The following is an 18,490-nucleotide window of genomic DNA, read 5'->3' as shown; positions in this document are numbered from 1 at the left end:
TGCGCTAAACCATTCATAAACATCATTTTTCGGCTTTATCCGGTAGCAACAGCAAACCACAACTCACAGTCACAACAAGATGGGGAAGTCCGCATGAAAATGAGTAAAGGCCGCGCATTACTGGCGGGTTGCGTTGCGCTGGCAATGAGCCACGCCGCCCTGGCTGCCGACATTAAAATCGCTATCGTTGGTGCCGTAACTGGCCCGGTCGCGCAGTACGGTGATATGCAGTTCACTGGTGCCGCGCAGGCGATTAAGGACATTAACGCCAAAGGCGGCATAAACGGCAACAAGCTGGTCGGCGTAGAGTATGACGATGCCTGCGATCCGAAACAGGCCGTGGCGGTGGCAAACAAGGTTGTTAACGACGGCATTAAATACGTTATCGGCCATCTTTGCTCCTCTTCTACCCAGCCTGCGTCCGACATCTATAACGATGAAGGTGTGCTGATGATTACCCCGGCAGCCACGGCACCGGAGCTGACGGCACGCGGTTACGAAACCATTATGCGTACAACCGGCCTGGACTCCGATCAGGGCCCGACTGCCGCGAACTATATTCTTGATCAGATCAAGCCTAAGCGTATCGCCGTGGTGCATGACAAGCAGCAGTATGGTCAGGGTCTGGCGGAATCAGTACAGAAAACGCTGAAAGCGAAAGGCGGCAACGTGGTGCTGTTTGAAGGCATCACTGCAGGCGATAAAGATTTCTCTACGCTGATTACGCGCCTGAAGAAAGAGAACGTCGACTTCGTTTATTACGGTGGCTACTACCCGGAAATGGGTCAGATTCTGCGTCAGGCGAAAGCGGCTGGCCTGAAAGCGGGCTTTATGGGACCGGAAGGCGTGGGTAACGCTTCACTCTCCAATATCGCGGGTGATGCATCAGAAGGTATCTATGTGACGCTGCCGAAGCGCTACGACCAGTTGCCGGAGAACAAGGCGATTGTTGAGGCCATCAAAACCAACAGCGCACAGAATCGCAAGGATCCGACCGGTCCGTTCGTCTGGACCACTTATGCGGCAATCCAGTCGCTGGTAGCGGGTATCGAACGCAGTAAGAGCGACGAGCCAGACGCGATCGCGAAAAACCTGAAAACCGGTGAGCCGGTACCAACAGTGATGGGCAACCTGAGCTGGGATCAGAAAGGCGATCTGAAAGGCTTCGAGTTCGGCGTATTCAAATGGCACAAAGACGGTTCGTCTACCGCAGTTAAGTAATCGTTCCATCGACAGACCAATCCTCTGCCGCGTCGGCAGAGGATTTTCCCGTTCTCATGCAGGTCTTCACTATGTCCGAGCAGTTTCTTTATTTCATTCAGCAGATGCTTAACGGGGTCACTCTCGGCAGCACCTACGCGCTGATCGCCATTGGTTACACCATGGTTTACGGCATTATCGGCATGATCAACTTCGCCCACGGCGAAGTCTATATGATCGGCAGCTATGTCTCTTTTATCGTGATTGCCGCCCTGATGATGATGGGTATCGACACGGGCTGGCTGATGATTGCCGCTGGCTTCGTGATGGCGATACTGATCTCCAGCGCCTACGGCTGGAGCATAGAGCGCGTCGCCTATAAGCCGGTGCGATCGTCGAAGCGTCTGATCGCACTGATCTCCGCCATCGGCATGTCGATCTTTCTGCAAAACTACGTCAGCCTGACGCAGGGTTCACGCGACCTGGCGCTGCCGAGCCTGATCACCGGACAGTGGACGGTAGGCGAGAGCAACGGTTTTGCCGCCACAATTTCTACCATGCAGGTTGTGATCTGGGTGGTGACGTTCCTGGCGATGCTGGCGCTGACCACCTTTATCCGTTATTCCCGCATGGGCCGCGCCTGTCGCGCCTGCGCTGAAGACCTGAAAATGGCCAGCCTGCTGGGAATTAACACCGACCGCGTCATCTCGCTGACCTTTGTGATTGGTGCTGCCATGGCGGCGGTAGCGGGCGTGCTGCTGGGCCAGTTCTACGGCTCCATCAACCCCTTCATCGGCTTTATGGCGGGCATGAAAGCCTTTACCGCTGCCGTGCTGGGCGGCATTGGCAGTATTCCGGGCGCGATGATTGGCGGCCTGGTTCTGGGCATTGCTGAAGCACTGACCTCCGCATATCTCAGCACGGAATACAAAGATGTGGTGTCGTTTGCTCTGCTGATCGTGGTGTTGCTGGTAATGCCGACCGGGATTCTGGGTCGCCCGGAGGTTGAGAAAGTATGAAATCTTCCTTTATCAACGCGCTGCTCTCTTCTGTCATGCTGCTGGTGCTGGCCAGCTTCTTTATGGGCATGCGTCTCGGCCTCGACGGCACCCGACTGGTGGTGCAGAGCGCGGGTGACGTGCGCTGGAACTGGATTTTCGTCGGCTGTGCCGTGGTCTTTCTGTTTCAGCTGCTGCGTCCGTTCTGGCAGCGCGGTCTGAAAAAGATTTCCGGTCCGGCGCTGGTGCTGCCTGGCATCGACGGCTCAACGCCGAAGCAGAAGCTGTTTATGCTGGCGCTGATCCTGGTCGCTGTGGCCTGGCCCTTTTTCGTGTCGCGCGGCACGGTAGACATCGCCACGCTGACGCTGATCTACGTGATGCTCGGTCTGGGCCTGAATGTGGTGGTCGGCCTGTCGGGGCTGCTGGTGCTCGGCTATGGTGGCTTCTATGCCATTGGCGCTTACACCTTTGCTCTTCTGAACCACTATTTTGGTCTCGGCTTCTGGGAGTGTCTGCCGCTGGCGGGCATTGTCTCGGCGCTGTTCGGGCTGCTGCTCGGCTTTCCGGTGCTGCGCCTGCGCGGAGACTATCTGGCGATCGTCACGCTGGGCTTCGGCGAGATTGTGCGTATTTTGCTGCTGAATAACACGGCGATTACCGGCGGTCCCAACGGCATTGCGCAGATCCCCAAACCGTCACTGTTCGGCCTTGAGTTTGGCCGCAAAGTCTCTGAAGGGGGCTGGAACACCTTCCACGATTTCTTTGGCCTGAAATACGATCCCAGCGACCGCGTGATTTATCTCTACCTGGTGGCGCTGCTGCTGGTGGTGCTGACGCTGTTCGTGATCAACCGGCTGCTGCGGATGCCGCTGGGCCGTGCCTGGGAAGCATTGCGTGAGGATGAGATTGCCTGCCGTTCACTGGGCCTGAGCCCGACCCGCATCAAGCTGACCGCCTTTACCATCAGTGCCGCGTTTGCTGGTTTCGCGGGCACGCTGTTTGCTGCGCGCCAGGGCTTTGTCAGCCCGGAGTCCTTTACCTTTGTCGAATCGGCTTTTGTGCTGGCGATTGTGGTTCTGGGCGGAATGGGTTCGCAGTTTGCAGTGATTCTGGCGGCCATTCTGCTGGTGGTGTCGCGCGAGCTGATGCGTGATCTGAATGAATACAGCATGCTGGTGCTGGGTGGCCTGATGGTGCTGATGATGATCTGGCGTCCGCAGGGATTATTGCCGATGAAGCGTCCGCATCTGAAGCTCAGAACCGGTAAAAAAGGAGAGCAGGCATGATCCAGCCTTTATTAGCCGTTGAAGGCCTGATGATGCGCTTCGGCGGTTTGTTAGCCGTGAACAATGTGGCGCTGGAGCTGCGTCCGCAGGAGATCGTTTCGCTGATTGGCCCTAACGGTGCCGGTAAAACCACCGTGTTTAACTGCCTGACCGGTTTTTATAAGCCCACTGGCGGCACGATTAAACTGCGTGAACAGCATCTGGAAGGATTGACGGGTCAGAAGATTGCGCAGATGGGCATTGTGCGTACTTTCCAGCATGTGCGTCTGTTCCGTGAGATGACGGTAATTGAAAACCTGCTGGTCGCTCAGCATCAGCACCTGAAAAGCGGCGTGTTTTCCGGCCTGCTGAAAACACCTGCGTTTCGCCGTAGTGAGAGCGAGGCGCTGGATCGCGCGGCGACCTGGCTGGAGCGGGTCGGTCTGCTGGAGCTGGCTAACCGTCAGGCGGGCAATCTGGCCTATGGTCAGCAGCGTCGGCTGGAGATTGCACGCTGCATGGTGACGCGCCCGGAGATCCTGATGCTGGATGAACCGGCAGCAGGCCTTAACCCTAAAGAGACCCACGAGCTGGATGCGCTGATTGCGGAGCTGCGTGGCGAACATAAGGTATCAGTGCTGCTGATTGAACATGATATGAAGCTGGTGATGGGCATTTCTGACCGTATTTATGTGGTTAATCAGGGAACGCCGCTGGCTAACGGAACGCCGGAAGAGATTCGTAATAATCCGGATGTCATCCGTGCCTATTTAGGAGAGGCCTGAGATGGCAAATGCGATGTTAACCATTGAGAACGTCAGCGCCCACTACGGCAAAATTCAGGCGCTGCACAATGTCAGCCTCTATATCAATCAGGGCGAAATCGTTACCCTGATTGGCGCTAACGGCGCCGGAAAAACCACGCTGCTGGGCACGCTGTGCGGTGAGCCACGCGCCACGCAGGGCACCATTACCTTTGATGGCAAAGCCATCACTGACTGGCAAACGGCGCGCATTATGCGTGAAGCGATTGCCATCGTGCCGGAAGGCCGGCGGGTGTTTTCACGCATGACGGTGGAAGAGAACCTGGCGATGGGCGGTTTTTTTGCCAGCCGTCCGGATTATCTGACGCGGATCAAACGCGTTTATGAACTCTTCCCGCGTCTGGAAGAGCGTAAAATCCAGCGCGCTGGCACCATGTCAGGCGGCGAACAGCAGATGCTGGCAATTGGCCGTGCACTGATGAGCCAGCCGCGACTGCTGCTGCTGGATGAGCCGTCACTGGGGCTGGCACCGATCATTATTCAGCAGATCTTCGACACTATTGAGCAACTGCGTAGCGAGGGGATGACGATCTTCCTGGTGGAGCAGAATGCGAACCAGGCGCTGAAGCTGGCGGACAGGGGCTATGTGCTGGAGAACGGGCATGTGGTGCTCGAAGACACAGGTGCAGCGCTACTCTCCAACGAAGCCGTCCGCAGCGCTTACCTCGGCGCTTAAGGTTTAGAGGCCTGGCTTACTTGCCATTTCGACACCGGGCAGTGCTCGCATTCCTCACGTACTTCAGTACGCTCCGGATGCTGTGCGCTGGCCGGTGCCGAACTGCCTGCGACGCCGACGGCCTTGAGTGTCGGTGTGGGTGGTGGTGCCTACGGCCTTCAAATTTGCCTGAAAGTAGGGGCAAGTTCTGCCATTGCCAGAGGCCGTTGCAGCTTCTGGTAATAAATTCGACGTAATAATGATGTATAGCAGCTCAGGCTGCTGACAAACTCAAATCAGGTGAATCTGGCCGCAACACATAAACTTAACGCGCAGGGAACACGGGCAGAAGAGGAAAGCGTCCCGCGCCATGGACGGTGCGGGCCGAGCGTGTCATGGATGACGGTTTTTGCGTCTTTCCGATCTGACCGTGTTCTCTGTGCAGGGCACAGTCTTAAAGCAAGCCAGACTTTGTCAACAATCTCAACAATAGTTAGCTGCTCCGCTTTTCCTCTTTTTCGCCTGTCATCCGGCTGTCATCTCCCTGTTATTAATCCGTCATTTCTCCGTGTCATGTTACTTCGCGAAACAGAAATCCGTGATTTCACGCGTATTTACCTGCACAGGAAAATTCTATGTCCGTCGTTACCTTTCGTCGTAGCCTGATGAGCGCGCTGCTCGGTCTGACGCTCAGCAGCCATGCCATGGCCGCCACTGAGATCCCTTTCTGGCACTCCATGGAAGGCGAGCTTGGCAAAGAAGTGGATTCGCTGGCACAGCGTTTTAACGAGACGCATCCCGATTACAAAATTGTTCCGACCTACAAAGGTAACTACGAGCAGAGCCTGGCAGCAGGGATTGCGGCCGTGCGCAGCGGCAAAGCGCCAGCGGTGCTGCAGGTCTATGAAGTCGGTACGGCGACCATGATGGCCTCAAAGGCGATTGTGCCGGTGCATCAGGTATTCAAAGACGCCGGCATTCCCTTCGATGAAAAACAGTTCGTGCCAACGGTGGCGGGCTACTACAGCGACAGCAAAGGTCAGCTGATCTCTCAGCCGTTCAACAGCTCGACGCCGGTGCTCTACTACAACAAAGACGCCTTTAAAAAAGCGGGCCTGAACCCGGACCAGCCGCCTAAAACCTGGCAGGAGCTGGCGACAGATGCCGCCGCACTGCGTAAATCGGGCATGAGCTGTGGCTACGCCAGCGGCTGGCAGGGCTGGATCCAGATTGAAAACTTCAGTGCCTGGCATGCTCTGCCGGTCGCGACGGAAAACAACGGATTTGACGGACTCGATGCGGTGCTGGAGTTCAACAAGCCGGTGCAGGTTCGTCATATCGAACTGCTGGAAGCGATGAACAAGAAAGGGGACTTCACCTACTTTGGCCGCAAAGATGAATCCACCGCCAAGTTCTATAACGGCGATTGCGGTATCACCACCGCCTCATCCGGTTCGCTGGCCGATATCCGTCACTACGCCAAATTCAACTTCGGCGTTGGCATGATGCCGTATGACGACACCGTACCGAATGCGCCGCAGAACGCCCTGATTGGCGGAGCCAGCCTGTGGGTAATGAAAGGCAAAGATGCAGCAACGTACAAAGGCGTAGCTGAGTTCATGCAGTTCCTGGCTAAACCGGAAATCGCTGCGGAATGGCACCAGAAAACTGGCTATCTGCCGATTACGACCGCCGCCTACGAGCTGACGAAACAGCAGGGCTTCTACGACAAAAATCCGGGTGCGGATATCGCGACCCGCCAGATGATGAACAAGCCGCCATTGCCCTTCACTAAAGGCATGCGTCTGGGCAATATGCCGCAGATTCGTACCGTGATCGACGAAGAGCTGGAAAGTGTCTGGACCGGCAAACAGTCGCCACAAAGCGCACTGGATAACGCCGTGAAACGCGGCAACGAGCTGTTGCGCCGCTTTCAGCAGCAGGTGAAGTAATCTCTTCCTGCGGGCCCGCTCAGGCTGGCCCGCTCTTTCTGACGCCAGGTATGCCATGTCTTCATCCCGTCCGGTCTTTCGCACCAGCCTGTTGCCCTATCTTCTGGTACTGCCGCAACTGCTGATTACCGCCATCTTCTTTCTCTGGTCTGCGGGTGAAGCGTTGTGGTACTCGCTGCAAAGCCTCGATCCCTTTGGCATCTCCAGCAGCTTTGTCGGGCTGGAAAATTTCAGACGGCTATTTGCCGATCCTTACTATCTGGATTCGTTCTGGACCACCATCAAATTCAGCGGCATGGTCACGGTGTTCGGCATGGTCTTCTCGCTGCTGCTGGCGGCGCTGGTGGATTATGTGGTACGACTCCGCCGCCTCTATCAGACCCTGCTGCTACTGCCTTACGCCGTTGCGCCGGTGGTGGCTGCGGTGCTGTGGATGTTTCTGTTTAACCCTGGCCTGGGTCTGTTCAGCTACCTGCTGAACCACGTCGGCTACAACTGGAACTTCGCGCAGAACAGCGGTCAGGCGATGTTCCTGGTGGTGCTGGCCTCGATCTGGCAGCAGATGAGCTACAACTTCCTGTTTTTCTTTGCCGCACTGCAATCTATCCCTAAATCGCTGGTGGAAGCCGCTGCCATCGACGGAGCCGGACCGGTGCGTCGCTTCTTCAACCTCTCACTGCCGCTGATCACGCCGGTCAGCTTCTTCCTGCTGGTGGTGAACCTGATCTACGCCTTCTTCGATACCTTCCCGGTGATCGATGCCGCAACCGGCGGCGGGCCGGTGCAGGCGACCACCACGCTGATCTACAAAATCTATCGCGAAGGCTTTACCGGTCTGGATCTCTCCTCTTCCGCGGCGCAGTCGGTGGTGCTGATGTTGCTGGTGATCGGGCTGACGGTGCTTCAGTTCCGCTTTGTTGAACGTAAGGTGCAATACCAATGATTGAGAATCGACGCGGGCTGGATATCTTCAGCCACATCGTGCTGGTGCTGGGCGTGCTCACTATCCTCTTTCCGCTCTATGTCGCCTTTGTGGCGGCAACGCTGGATAACGAGGCGGTCTATCAGGTGCCGATGACCCTGGTGCCCGGCACGCACCTGTGGGAGAACATCTCGCGCATCTGGACGCAGGGCGTCAACGGCAGCGGACCAGCGTTTGGCCTGATGCTGCTCAACAGCATGATCATGGCGCTGGGCATCACCTTCGGCAAAATTACGGTGTCGATGCTGTCGGCGTTTGCGCTGGTCTGGTTTCGCTTTCCGCTGCGGTCGCTCTTTTTCTGGCTGATCTTCATCACCCTGATGCTGCCGGTTGAGGTGCGTATCTTCCCCACGGTGCAGGTGATAGCCGACCTTAATATGCTCGACAGCTACAGCGGATTAACCCTGCCGCTGATGGCGTCGGCCACCGCGACTTTCCTGTTCCGTCAGTTTTTTATGTCGCTGCCGGATGAGCTGGTAGAAGCGGCGCGTATCGACGGTGCCAGCGCAATGCGCTTCTTTATCGACATTGTTCTGCCGCTGTCGAAAACCAATCTGGCGGCGCTGTTTGTCATCACCTTTATCTACGGCTGGAACCAGTATCTCTGGCCGCTGCTGATCATCAATGACGCCAGCCTCGGCACAGCGGTGGCGGGGATCAAAAGTATGATCTCCACCAGTGGATCGCCGACCCAGTGGAATGAAGTGATGGCGGCAATGTTATTAACCCTGATCCCGCCGTTGGTGGTGGTGTTAGTCATGCAGCGTGCCTTTGTGCGCGGTCTGGTTGAGAGTGAGAAATAAGATGGCAGGCGTAACCCTTCAGGCAGTAACCAAGTCCTACGATGGCAAAAATCAGATCATTCAGCCGCTGAACGTCACCATCAATGACGGCGAGTTTATGGTGATGGTGGGGCCATCCGGCTGCGGTAAATCGACGCTGCTGCGCATGGTAGCCGGACTGGAGCGCGTCAGCTCCGGTGATATCTACATCGACAACCGGCGCGTCACTCAGGAAGAGCCAAAAGATCGCGGCATTGCGATGGTGTTCCAGAATTACGCGCTTTATCCCCACATGTCGGTGGAGGAGAACATGGCCTATGGCCTGAAAATCCGCGGCATGGGCAAAGAGCAGATTCGCCAGCGGGTGCTGGACGCAGCGCGCAGCCTGGAACTGGATCACCTGCTGATGCGTCGGCCTCGCGAACTCTCGGGCGGTCAGCGCCAGCGCGTGGCGATGGGTCGCGCCATCGTACGTGAACCGGCGGTGTTTCTGTTCGATGAGCCGCTGTCGAATCTTGATGCCCGCCTGCGGGTGCAGATGCGGCTGGAGCTGCAGCAGCTGCACCGCCGCTTACAGACCACCAGTCTCTATGTGACGCACGATCAGGTCGAGGCGATGACGCTGGCACAGCGGGTGATGGTGATGAACAAAGGCGTGGTCGAGCAGCTTGGCACGCCGGTCGACGTATATGAACGTCCTGCCAGCCAGTTTGTGGCCTCGTTTATCGGTGCGCCCGCCATGAACCTGCTGAAAGGACAGTTCAGCAGTGACGGCTCGCGCTTCCAGCTTGATGCCTCACACGCGCTGCCACTCAGCGACACAAAAGCGAAATGGGCTAACCGCCCGGTGGTGCTGGGCATCCGGCCAGAGCATATTCAACTCAGTAGCCGCGAGCAGGGCGGCGTGCCTTTGCGGGTCGATACACTGGAGATGCTGGGTGCCGATAATCTGGCACATGGTCGCATCGGGGAGACGCCACTGGTGGTACGCTTAGCCCACAGCGAACGGCCGCAGCCAGGCAGTACGCTGTGGCTGCATCTGCCGTCAGATGCGTTACACTTCTTCGATTCAACCCATGGAAAGCGTCTGGAATGAGCACACAACACTGGCCTTATCCCCGCATCGTCGCTCATCGCGGCGGCGGTAAACTGGCACCGGAAAATACCCTGGCAGCCATCGACACGGGTGCGAAATATGGCCATCAAATGATTGAGTTTGATGCCAAATTATCAATGGATGCCCAAATCTTCCTGCTGCATGACGACACACTGGATCGCACCAGCAACGGCTGGGGCGTGGCAGGTCAGTTGCCCTGGGAGAAGCTGTCGCAGCTCGATGCAGGCAGCTGGTTTGATAAGGCGTTTACCGGCGAGAAGCTGGCGCGGCTGGATGAGGTGGCAGCACGCTGCCGTCAGCATCAGATGATGGCAAACATCGAAATCAAACCGACCACCGGCAGTGATGCCGAAACCGGACGTGCGGTGGCGCAGGCAGCCGCAATCCTGTGGCAGGGACAGACCGCGCCGTTGCTCTCTTCATTCTCGTTTGAGGCGCTGGAGGCAGCAATGCAGGCCGAACCACAACTGCCGCGTGGTCTGTTGTCGCACAGCTGGGATCCCGAGTGGCAGGCAAAAACAACAGCGCTGGCCTGCGTCTCGATCCATCTGAATCACAAGGTGCTGACCGCTGAGCGGGTCGCCGAACTGAAAGCGGCCGGACTGAAAATTCTGGTTTATACCGTGAACAACCCGGATCGGGCGCGGGAATTGCTGAAATGGGGCGTCGATGCCATCTGTACTGACAGCATCGACATCATTGGCCCCGATTTTCATTAGTTCTGGTTTTGATTCTGCTGGCCCGGCTGCGAGGTAATAACCCGCTGCTGGGCGCTATTTCGCTGTTCCTGCATTTTGCGCTGCATATCCTGCGTCTGACGCTGCTGATCCTGGCGCAGCTTCAGCTGCTGCTGCTGCTGATCGGTCTGCATCTGCGACTGCATCCGCTGCTGGCTCGGGTTATAGCCCGGTTTATTGGGATCATTGGTGCTGTTGAGCGTGTTCGCCTGGCTGGCGAATGGCAGCAGGGCCGCTAAAACAATTATCCACTTTTTCATCACTCCTCCTTCCGTAAACGCGACAGGGTTTTGGGTGCACAATCGCGCACCCCGATATCAGGGTCGCATCCATAAGTTTACCCGATATCACAGACCTTACTTTCAGATGTATTCCTGATTTGACTTAACCCCGGTTATTTTGCTGTATTTGTAGAGACTTGCAGAAATGATAAAAAAATGTAAATAACTATACGGGATGGTGGCAGGATGAAAATGCAGCAAACAGTGCGTCAGCTTAGCTGGTCGCTGGTGATGAGTTTAACCGTGGTGGCAGGGGCGAACGCCGCACCCACTCAGGCACCGCCGGTCTCTTACGGCGTGGACAGTGACACCTTTCATCCGGTAAAAGCGCAGCACGGCATGGTGGCGTCGGTGGATGCGATGGCAACCCAGGTCGGCGTGGAGATCCTGCGTCAGGGCGGGAATGCAGTGGATGCCGCGGTCGCTGTGGGCTTTGCGCTGGCCGTGACCCATCCGCAGGCAGGCAATCTGGGCGGCGGCGGGTTTATGCTGCTGCGCACCGCATCGGGACGCGCGACGGCTATTGATTTCCGTGAAATGGCACCGGGCCACGCGTCGCGCGATATGTTCCTGGATAAGCAGGGTAATGCCGACAGTAAGCTGTCGCTGACATCACATCTTGCCTCAGGTACGCCGGGCACTGTGGCCGGACTGGCGCTGGCTGCGCAGAAATATGGCACCCTGCCGCTGAGCACTCTGCTGGCACCGGCGATCAAACTGGCGCGTGACGGTATTCCGGTCAATGACGCACTGGCGGATGACCTGAAAACCTACGGCAAAGAGGTCCTGATTACCCATCCCAACAGCAAAGCGATCTTCTATAAACCGGACGGCACACCGTGGCAGAAGGGTGACCGGCTGGTGCAGAAGAACCTGGCGCACAGCCTGCAATTGATTGCCCGTCAGGGACCGGATGCCTTTTACAAAGGTGAAATTGCAGATGAGATTGCCGGAGAGATGGCGCAACACGGCGGCCTGATCAACAAAGCTGACCTGGCAGCCTATCGCGCGGTCGAGCGTAAGCCCGTCAGCGGGACATACCGTGGCTATGAAGTCTTCTCAATGCCGCCTCCCTCATCCGGTGGTATCCATATCGTGCAGATTCTGAATATCCTGGAGAACTTCGATCTGGCGAAGATGGGCTTTGGCAGTGCTGACGCCATGCAGGTGATGGCTGAAGCGGAAAAATATGCCTACGCGGACCGCTCGGAATATCTCGGCGATCCCGATTTCGTGAAGGTGCCGTGGCAGGCGCTGACCAGTAAAGCCTATGCTAAAAGCCTGGCGCAGCAGATCGATGTGGCGAAGGCGCGGCCTTCCAGTGAGATCAAACCCGGCAAGCTCGAACCTTATGAAAGCAATCAGACGACCCATTTCTCGGTGGTCGACAAGCAGGGAAATGCGGTTGCGGTGACTTACACGCTGAACACCTATTTCGGCAGCGGAATTGTGGCGGGCAAAAGCGGCATCCTGATGAATAACGAGATGGATGACTTCTCTGCCAAGCCAGGCACGCCAAATGTCTACGGACTGGTGGGCGGTGAGGCGAATGCGGTGCAACCGGCGAAGCGTCCGTTGTCATCGATGTCACCAACCATCGTCGCCAAAGGCGGCAAAACCTGGCTGGTCACCGGCAGTCCTGGCGGCAGCCGCATTATCACTACGGTGTTGCAGATGGTGGTAAATAGTATCGATTTCGGGATGAATGTGGCGGAAGCCACTAACGCGCCGCGCTTCCATCATCAGTGGCTGCCGGACCAGCTGCGAGTGGAGAAGGGCTTCAGTCCTGATACGTTGCGTCTGCTGGAAGCCAAAGGTCAGCATGTGAAGGTGCTGCCATCGATGGGCAGTACGCAGAGCATCATGATTGGGCCGGATGGCATGCTGTATGGCGCGTCTGATCCGCGTAGCATTGATGATTTGAGTGCGGGTTATTAATTTCCAGGACTGCTGACAAACCTAAACCCAGGTGAATCTGACAGCAATAAATAAGCTCAATGTGCAGGGAACTGGGTCAGAAGAGGAAAGCGTCCCGCGGCAGGACGGCGCGGGCCGAGCGTGTCATGGATGACAGCTTTTGCATCTTTCCGATCTGACCCTGTTTCCTGCGCAGGCGCTAACTGACAGCGAATCCTGGCAGGTTTATCAGCATAAAGGGCACCTTCGGTGCCCTTTATGCTTCCAATCGTCAGGCTTTAACCCGCGCCATATAATGCGCGTCGATCAGTTCACCGTGTCGCATAGCGAAGCCTTTAGCCGTTCCCTCAATCTCAAAACCGAAACGCTGATAAAGGGCGATGGCCGGGCCATTATCGACAAACACCGTCAGCTCCATCCGGCTCACCTGCAGCCAGTTGTCGCACAACGAGACCATTTCACGCATCAGCGCCGTGCCGACGCCGCGCTGCCGGTAGCGATCATCCACGCCCATCCCTAAAGAGGCAGCGTGACGGCGTCTGGCGCGATCTTCTACGTGCAGCGCACACTGACCAACAACCTCTTCGTCGATACAGGCGACCAGCAGATGCGCATTGGGCTGTGGCGTAGCGAGACGGGCATGCCACATCTGCAGGGATGCGTGAGGCAGATGCAATGTGCTGGCCTGAGTATCTGGCTGACCATAAATTCTGTGCAGTGCAGCGGCATCTTCTGGCGTAACGTGGCGGATAACGATGTCACTCATGTGCTCTCCTTTTGCCGATAAAAACCCTTTAAACATCAAGGTATTCACCACAATAATCAAGCGAAAAAAACGTGAAAACAGCTTTACAGATACGAATGATAATGATTATTATTGTCATGCGTTCCCGGGCAGTCATCGACAGTCTGAGAAAGCACGACATTGCTCACATTGCTTCCAGTATTATTTAGCCAGCTTATCCGCTGGCTTTTTTTTGCCTGCCACTCACTGACTGGAAAAGAGAGGCGGTAAGCTCACTCATCATTTGGTTTTAAGCCGGTAATATGAGCCTGACCGACAACGGAACAGGTTTCCCTTTTCGCCCCTTTTCAGACATAGCCATAATTCAATAAAAATAAAGCCTGAAGGTTATATTTCATCGCTTACGTTGTTAATAAATAACTTACTTTGATGCAGGTGCTGTTATTTTAAAATTATCTTCTTTATTTGCCGGCGGGTTTAATCAATAATTTATTCTGTATATCCCGCAATGAGATATTGCTATGCGTTTTAATACTCTTTCCGATGGCGCAATAATTGCTGAATTGTGCTGCAGAATTAAAGAAACCCGTATGCAGCTTGGGATCTCTCAGATTGAACTGGCTGAACGTGCACGCGTTGGTACGGCCACCATTAAACGGGCAGAGTTAGGTGAGTCCGTTACGCTGAGCACCTTAATAGGAATATTGCGGGGTCTTGGACGGTTGCATCAGCTGGAGTCCATTTTGTCCGATTCTCATATGCGAACCTTTAATGCGCAGTTTACCGACTCGCCACCTGCACGTATTCGCATCCGAAAAAAACAGCGCAGCCAGTCACCGGCGGCGAATAACACTGAAGCTGTTGCTGAGCAGTCTGTCAGCGCAACGATAAATGAGTGGTACACCTCCTCTGAAATGCGGAGTATGGTCTGGTCCAGTCTGCCCCGCGAAAACGAATCAAAATAATCCTGCTCAAAGCCCATCTTCAGCAAAACCGGAGCAATGAAGAAACCGCCAGCCTCACAGCCAGCGGTTTTCAGATCGTTACGATTCACATATCGCCACTTTGATCGCCAGACCGCCGCGGGCGGTTTCACGGTATTTGGCGTTCATGTCTTTGCCGGTTTCAAACATGGTTTCGATAATCTTATCCAGTGACACTTTGGGATCGCTGGTGCGGTACATCGCCATACTGGTTGAGTTAATGGCTTTGACGGCAGCAATCGCATTCCGCTCAATACAGGGCACCTGGACCTGACCCGCTACGGGATCGCAGGTCAGACCAAGATTATGCTCCATGCCAATTTCAGCGGCGATGCAGACTTTCTCCGCATCGGCCCCCAGCAGTTCAGCCAGTCCCGCCGCCGCCATGGAACAGGCCACGCCGACCTCTCCCTGACAGCCGACTTCAGCGCCAGAAATCGACGCATTCATCTTATAAAGAATGCCGATTGCGCCTGCTGTGAGGAAATAGCGCATATAGAGTTCAGGCGTTACCGGCTTGATGAAGCGATCATAATAAGCCAGTACCGCCGGAATAATCCCGCATGCGCCATTGGTGGGTGCGGTGACCACACGTCCTCCAGCGGCATTCTCTTCACTCACTGCCATCGCGAACATATTCACCCAATCCATGGCACTCAGGGGATTAATGGACTGGCTCAGTGGCGCCAGGATGCGATGCAGGGAAGAAGCCCGCCGTGGCACCTTCAGCGGACCGGGTAAGACGCCCTCAGTGCTGATGCCACGTGTTATCGCATTGCGCATGGTTTGCCACAGTTGTGCCATGTTCTCTTCGACCTCACGGCGACCATGACGCGCTATCTCGTTCTTCATCATGACGGCCGAAACCGAAAGGTTATTGCTATGGCAATGTGCCAGCAGGTTACGGGCGGAATAGAAGGGGAAGGGAATATCGATTTCGCTATCCAGGCTTTTACCAAAATCGTCTTCGGTGACAATAAAGCCGCCTCCGACAGAATAATAGGTCTGGGTGTAAACGCTTTTTCCATCACAAAAGGCGGTTATGCTCATGCCATTTTCATGTAACGGCAGAAACTCGCTGTGAAAGCGTATGCACTCTGCCACCGGGAAGGCAATCTCCCGGTGCCCTTCTTCGATACGTAACTGTTGCTGCGTATTCACGTCGCGAATGATGGCGGGGATCTGATCGATATTTACCGTGTCAGGCAGATAACCACTCAGGCCGAGAATAATCGCAATATCTGTATGGTGGCCTTTTCCCGTCAGGGAAAGAGAGCCATAAATATCCACGACCAGCCGGCTCACACTATCCAGCAGGCCTTTTTCCTTTAGCGTATCAACAAAATGTTTACCCGCTTTCATGGGGCCCACCGTATGCGAACTGGATGGCCCGATGCTGATTTTAAAAATATCGAAAACGCTAATCATGATTCACCCATGCGGATTGCAATATGAAAGAGGCGCTGACCAGTATGGCAAGCGACGGCATCAGTTAAGTAAAGAAAAGGCGATGGCGGAGATAGCAATCAGGCCAATGATGACGACGAAAAGATTGCTCAAATGACCGCTATATTTACGCATCGCCGGGACTTTATTAATGGCGTACATCGGCATCAGGAACAGGATCATGGCGATAACCGGTCCGCCCAGGGTTTCAATCATGCCCAGAATGCTGGGGTTTAGGGTGGCGACAATCCAGGTGGTGATCAGCATAAAAAGGGCGGTGATGCGGTTCAGTTTATTGATTTCTATCGACTTGCCTTTGCTGCGAAGCGATTTGATCACCATGCCATTGAAACCTTCACGCGCCCCCAGATAGTGGCCGAGAAAAGATTTGGTGATCGCGATAATTGCGATGATGGGGGCCATCCAGGCAATTAACGGCGCGTTAAAATGGTTAGCGAGGTAGGAAAGGATAGAAATATTCTGCGCCTTTGCCTCCGCCAGGTGTTCCGGAGAGAGACTCAGCACACAACTGAAAACGAAAAACATGACGGTGAGCACCATCATGATATGAGCACAGGCCAGAATGCGTGAACATTTTGACGCCGCCTGATCGCCGTACTCCTGACGCTTGGCTACTGCAAATGATGAAATAATGGGAGAATGATTAAAGGAGAAGACCATGACGGGAATAGCCAGCCATAGTGTGAGCCATAATCCGCTACCGGTCGTTTCAGAACCCCTCATTGAGAGCGTATCCAGAATAGCGCCGTTCCATTGTGGAATCAGATACAGCGCGAGCAGCATCAGTGCGGCCACGAACGGAAACACCAGAATACTCATCGCCTTCACGATAGCTTTTTCGCCGAAGCGTACGATAGCCATCATGCCGACAATAAGAATGAAAGCCAGTACCGCACGCGGCGGCGATATCAGATGAAGCTGGTGGGTGAGAAAACTGTCGACGGTGTTGGTAATCGCGACGCTATACACCAGCAGGATAGGGTATATAGCAAAAAAGTAGAGCAGAGTGATGAGTTTTCCCGCGCCGATACCAAAATGTTCTTCCACCACTTCAGTAATATCTCCCCCCGGATTTTTGCCGGAAAGAACAAAACGGGTGAGCCCGCGATGGGCAAAGAATGTCATCGGAAAAGCCAGCACAGCCATAATGATTAACGGCAGCAAACCGCCAGTGCCTGCATTTATCGGCAAAAACAAAACGCCAGCACCAATTGCAGTTCCATATAATCCCAGCATCCAGACGGTATCACTTCTTCTCCAGCGTGGCGTTTCATCTGATATCAGCGTATTTTGAACGGCATCCATAATCGGGCTCCTGATAATAATTTAAAATAAAATGAATCGGAGGGTGTTTAAAACGAAAGGTTTTTATTTATCGGCTATTTTAGTGGGATTTATGAAGGTGGGTTATTTACGGCGATCACATTCTTTAATTTACAGGTGAAGTTTTAAAGCATCAAAAGTAATACCTTATTGACTCTATTTTTTAAGGTATCATTTTTAATGCGTTAATCACGTTGTGTGTGTCAAATCCAGAGGCTAAATTAGCCTGGGGTGATGACACGGAAAATAAAGTAACCGCGGATTATCCGGCTTTCATTATTTTACGGGTTTATCAGATTAACCTTTATTTCAGGCTTTCCCTTAATATCTTTCATTCCTGCATCACCTCCTTTTCCTTCGATCTGTTTCAGTGAGAAGCCCGATTTTGTTCAACGAATTTGAACAGAGAAGTGAAGTTTTTCAGCTATCAATCATACCGCCTCGGGAACACACTATAAAAAACATTGAGGAGAATTAAACATGATCTATGTACGCAAAGCTGAAGAACGCGGTCACGCAAACCATGGCTGGCTGGATAGCTGGCATACCTTCTCTTTCGCCAGCTATCACGATGCGAACTTCATGGGTTTCTCCGCGCTGCGTGTCATCAATGAAGATGTGATCGATGGTGGTCAGGGGTTTGGCACCCATCCTCATAAAGATATGGAAATCCTGACCTACGTGCTTTCCGGTACCGTTGAGCATCAGGACAGCATGGGTAACAAAGAGCAGATCCCGGCAGGGGAGTTCCAGATCATGAGCGCCGGCACGGGTGTACGTCACTCTGAGTACAACGCCAGTGAAAGCGAGCCATTGCACCTTTATCAGATCTGGATCATTCCTGAGCGTACCGGCATTGAGCCACGCTACGATCAGCGCCGCTTCCCGGATGTTACAGGGCGTCAGCTGGTGTTAAGCCCGGATGCCCGTGAAGGGTCGCTGAAAGTTTATCAGGACATGACCTTATCGCGCTGGGTACTGGCTGCTGGTGAGCAGGACAATGTCGCCGTTGAGGCAGGACGTCGTATCTGGATTCAGGTGGTCAAAGGCAATGTGACTGTTAACGGTAACGCGGTGACAACCAGTGACGCCCTGGCGATCTGGGACGAAAGCGCGCTGACGATTGAAGCCAGCACGGCTGCAGAAGTCCTGCTGTTTGATCTGCCACCGGTCTAAGCAGATTACGGGCGCGCATCATCGCGCCCGGTTGGCAATTTTGTGACAGAAAAGTGATAGACTCATCGTACTTTAGCTTTCAG

At 54.7% G+C, this 18,490-nt stretch carries 17 protein-coding genes; 13 read left to right on the top strand and 4 right to left on the bottom strand.

Annotated features, from left to right (window positions below; translation table 11 throughout):
* The first annotated feature begins 93 nt into the window (after window positions 1-93).
* The 10 genes from H7K52_RS17040 (at window position 94) to ugpQ (ending at window position 10,497) form a co-directional block, all read left to right on the top strand.
* Window positions 94-1,221 (top strand): branched-chain amino acid ABC transporter substrate-binding protein, encoded by a 1,128-nt coding sequence (locus H7K52_RS17040; RefSeq protein ID WP_003852205.1) that lies wholly within the window; start codon window positions 94-96, stop codon window positions 1,219-1,221.
* Between the two features lie 71 nt (window positions 1,222-1,292).
* Window positions 1,293-2,219, top strand: a complete 927-nt coding sequence (livH, locus tag H7K52_RS17035; protein ID WP_008926292.1) for a high-affinity branched-chain amino acid ABC transporter permease LivH — start codon at window positions 1,293-1,295, stop codon at window positions 2,217-2,219.
* Complete coding sequence (locus H7K52_RS17030; protein ID WP_003852208.1) at window positions 2,216-3,487, top strand: high-affinity branched-chain amino acid ABC transporter permease LivM; 1,272 nt, start codon at window positions 2,216-2,218, stop codon at window positions 3,485-3,487. Before livH ends, H7K52_RS17030 begins: the two co-directional genes overlap by 4 nt.
* Window positions 3,484-4,251, top strand: a complete 768-nt coding sequence (livG, locus tag H7K52_RS17025) for a high-affinity branched-chain amino acid ABC transporter ATP-binding protein LivG (protein ID WP_003852209.1) — start codon at window positions 3,484-3,486, stop codon at window positions 4,249-4,251. Before H7K52_RS17030 ends, livG begins: the two co-directional genes overlap by 4 nt.
* Window position 4,252: 1 nt before the next feature.
* Complete coding sequence (gene livF / locus H7K52_RS17020) at window positions 4,253-4,966, top strand: high-affinity branched-chain amino acid ABC transporter ATP-binding protein LivF (protein ID WP_008926291.1); 714 nt, start codon at window positions 4,253-4,255, stop codon at window positions 4,964-4,966.
* Window positions 4,967-5,580: 614 nt separating this feature from the next.
* Window positions 5,581-6,897 (top strand): sn-glycerol-3-phosphate ABC transporter substrate-binding protein UgpB, encoded by a 1,317-nt coding sequence (ugpB, locus tag H7K52_RS17015; RefSeq protein ID WP_003852214.1) that lies wholly within the window; start codon window positions 5,581-5,583, stop codon window positions 6,895-6,897.
* 55 nt (window positions 6,898-6,952) lie between these two features.
* Window positions 6,953-7,840, top strand: a complete 888-nt coding sequence (gene ugpA, locus H7K52_RS17010; RefSeq protein WP_182630248.1) for a sn-glycerol-3-phosphate ABC transporter permease UgpA — start codon at window positions 6,953-6,955, stop codon at window positions 7,838-7,840.
* The gene (gene ugpE / locus H7K52_RS17005) at window positions 7,837-8,682 is read left to right on the top strand and encodes a sn-glycerol-3-phosphate ABC transporter permease UgpE (RefSeq protein WP_078805121.1); all 846 of its coding nucleotides are present in this window, start codon (window positions 7,837-7,839) and stop codon (window positions 8,680-8,682) included. The genes ugpA and ugpE overlap by 4 nt, the downstream gene beginning before the upstream one ends.
* A 1-nt stretch (window position 8,683) precedes the next feature.
* On the top strand, window positions 8,684-9,757 hold the full coding sequence (locus H7K52_RS17000) for a sn-glycerol-3-phosphate import ATP-binding protein UgpC (RefSeq protein ID WP_003852219.1): 1,074 nt from the start codon (window positions 8,684-8,686) through the stop codon (window positions 9,755-9,757).
* On the top strand, window positions 9,754-10,497 hold the full coding sequence (gene ugpQ / locus H7K52_RS16995; protein WP_003852221.1) for a glycerophosphodiester phosphodiesterase: 744 nt from the start codon (window positions 9,754-9,756) through the stop codon (window positions 10,495-10,497). The genes H7K52_RS17000 and ugpQ overlap by 4 nt, the downstream gene beginning before the upstream one ends.
* Here ugpQ and H7K52_RS16990 read toward each other — a convergent pair.
* Window positions 10,494-10,775, bottom strand: a complete 282-nt coding sequence (locus tag H7K52_RS16990) for a DUF2756 domain-containing protein (protein WP_003852222.1) — start codon at window positions 10,773-10,775, stop codon at window positions 10,494-10,496. The genes ugpQ and H7K52_RS16990 overlap by 4 nt on opposite strands.
* A gap of 207 nt (window positions 10,776-10,982) precedes the next feature.
* On the opposite strand from H7K52_RS16990, the gene ggt reads away from it, so the two are divergent.
* Window positions 10,983-12,734, top strand: coding sequence for a gamma-glutamyltransferase (gene ggt / locus H7K52_RS16985; protein ID WP_182630247.1), 1,752 nt, complete (start codon window positions 10,983-10,985; stop codon window positions 12,732-12,734).
* Window positions 12,735-12,984: 250 nt separating this feature from the next.
* Here ggt and H7K52_RS16980 read toward each other — a convergent pair whose 3' ends face one another.
* Window positions 12,985-13,479 (bottom strand): GNAT family N-acetyltransferase, encoded by a 495-nt coding sequence (locus H7K52_RS16980; protein ID WP_039660840.1) that lies wholly within the window; start codon window positions 13,477-13,479, stop codon window positions 12,985-12,987.
* A 500-nt stretch (window positions 13,480-13,979) separates the two neighbouring features.
* Between H7K52_RS16980 and H7K52_RS16975 the strand changes: the two genes are divergently transcribed.
* Window positions 13,980-14,423, top strand: coding sequence for a helix-turn-helix domain-containing protein (locus H7K52_RS16975; RefSeq protein WP_003853070.1), 444 nt, complete (start codon window positions 13,980-13,982; stop codon window positions 14,421-14,423).
* 78 nt (window positions 14,424-14,501) lie between these two features.
* Here the strand turns inward: H7K52_RS16975 and H7K52_RS16970 are convergent, their stop codons facing one another.
* Both H7K52_RS16970 and H7K52_RS16965 read right to left on the bottom strand, forming a co-directional pair.
* Complete coding sequence (locus tag H7K52_RS16970) at window positions 14,502-15,869, bottom strand: L-serine ammonia-lyase (RefSeq protein WP_003853069.1); 1,368 nt, start codon at window positions 15,867-15,869, stop codon at window positions 14,502-14,504.
* 60 nt (window positions 15,870-15,929) lie between these two features.
* A complete protein-coding gene (locus tag H7K52_RS16965) occupies window positions 15,930-17,213 on the bottom strand; it encodes an HAAAP family serine/threonine permease (protein WP_003853066.1) in 1,284 nt (427 codons plus the stop codon).
* A 498-nt stretch (window positions 17,214-17,711) separates the two neighbouring features.
* Between H7K52_RS16965 and H7K52_RS16960 the strand changes: the two genes are divergently transcribed.
* Window positions 17,712-18,407, top strand: a complete 696-nt coding sequence (locus H7K52_RS16960) for a pirin family protein (protein WP_003853063.1) — start codon at window positions 17,712-17,714, stop codon at window positions 18,405-18,407.
* Window positions 18,408-18,490 lie beyond the last annotated feature (83 nt).

This window comes from Pantoea hericii (assembly GCF_014155795.1).
Taxonomy (GTDB): Bacteria; Pseudomonadota; Gammaproteobacteria; order Enterobacterales; family Enterobacteriaceae; genus Pantoea; species Pantoea eucalypti.
This window is presented reverse-complemented; position numbering and strand designations above follow the sequence as displayed.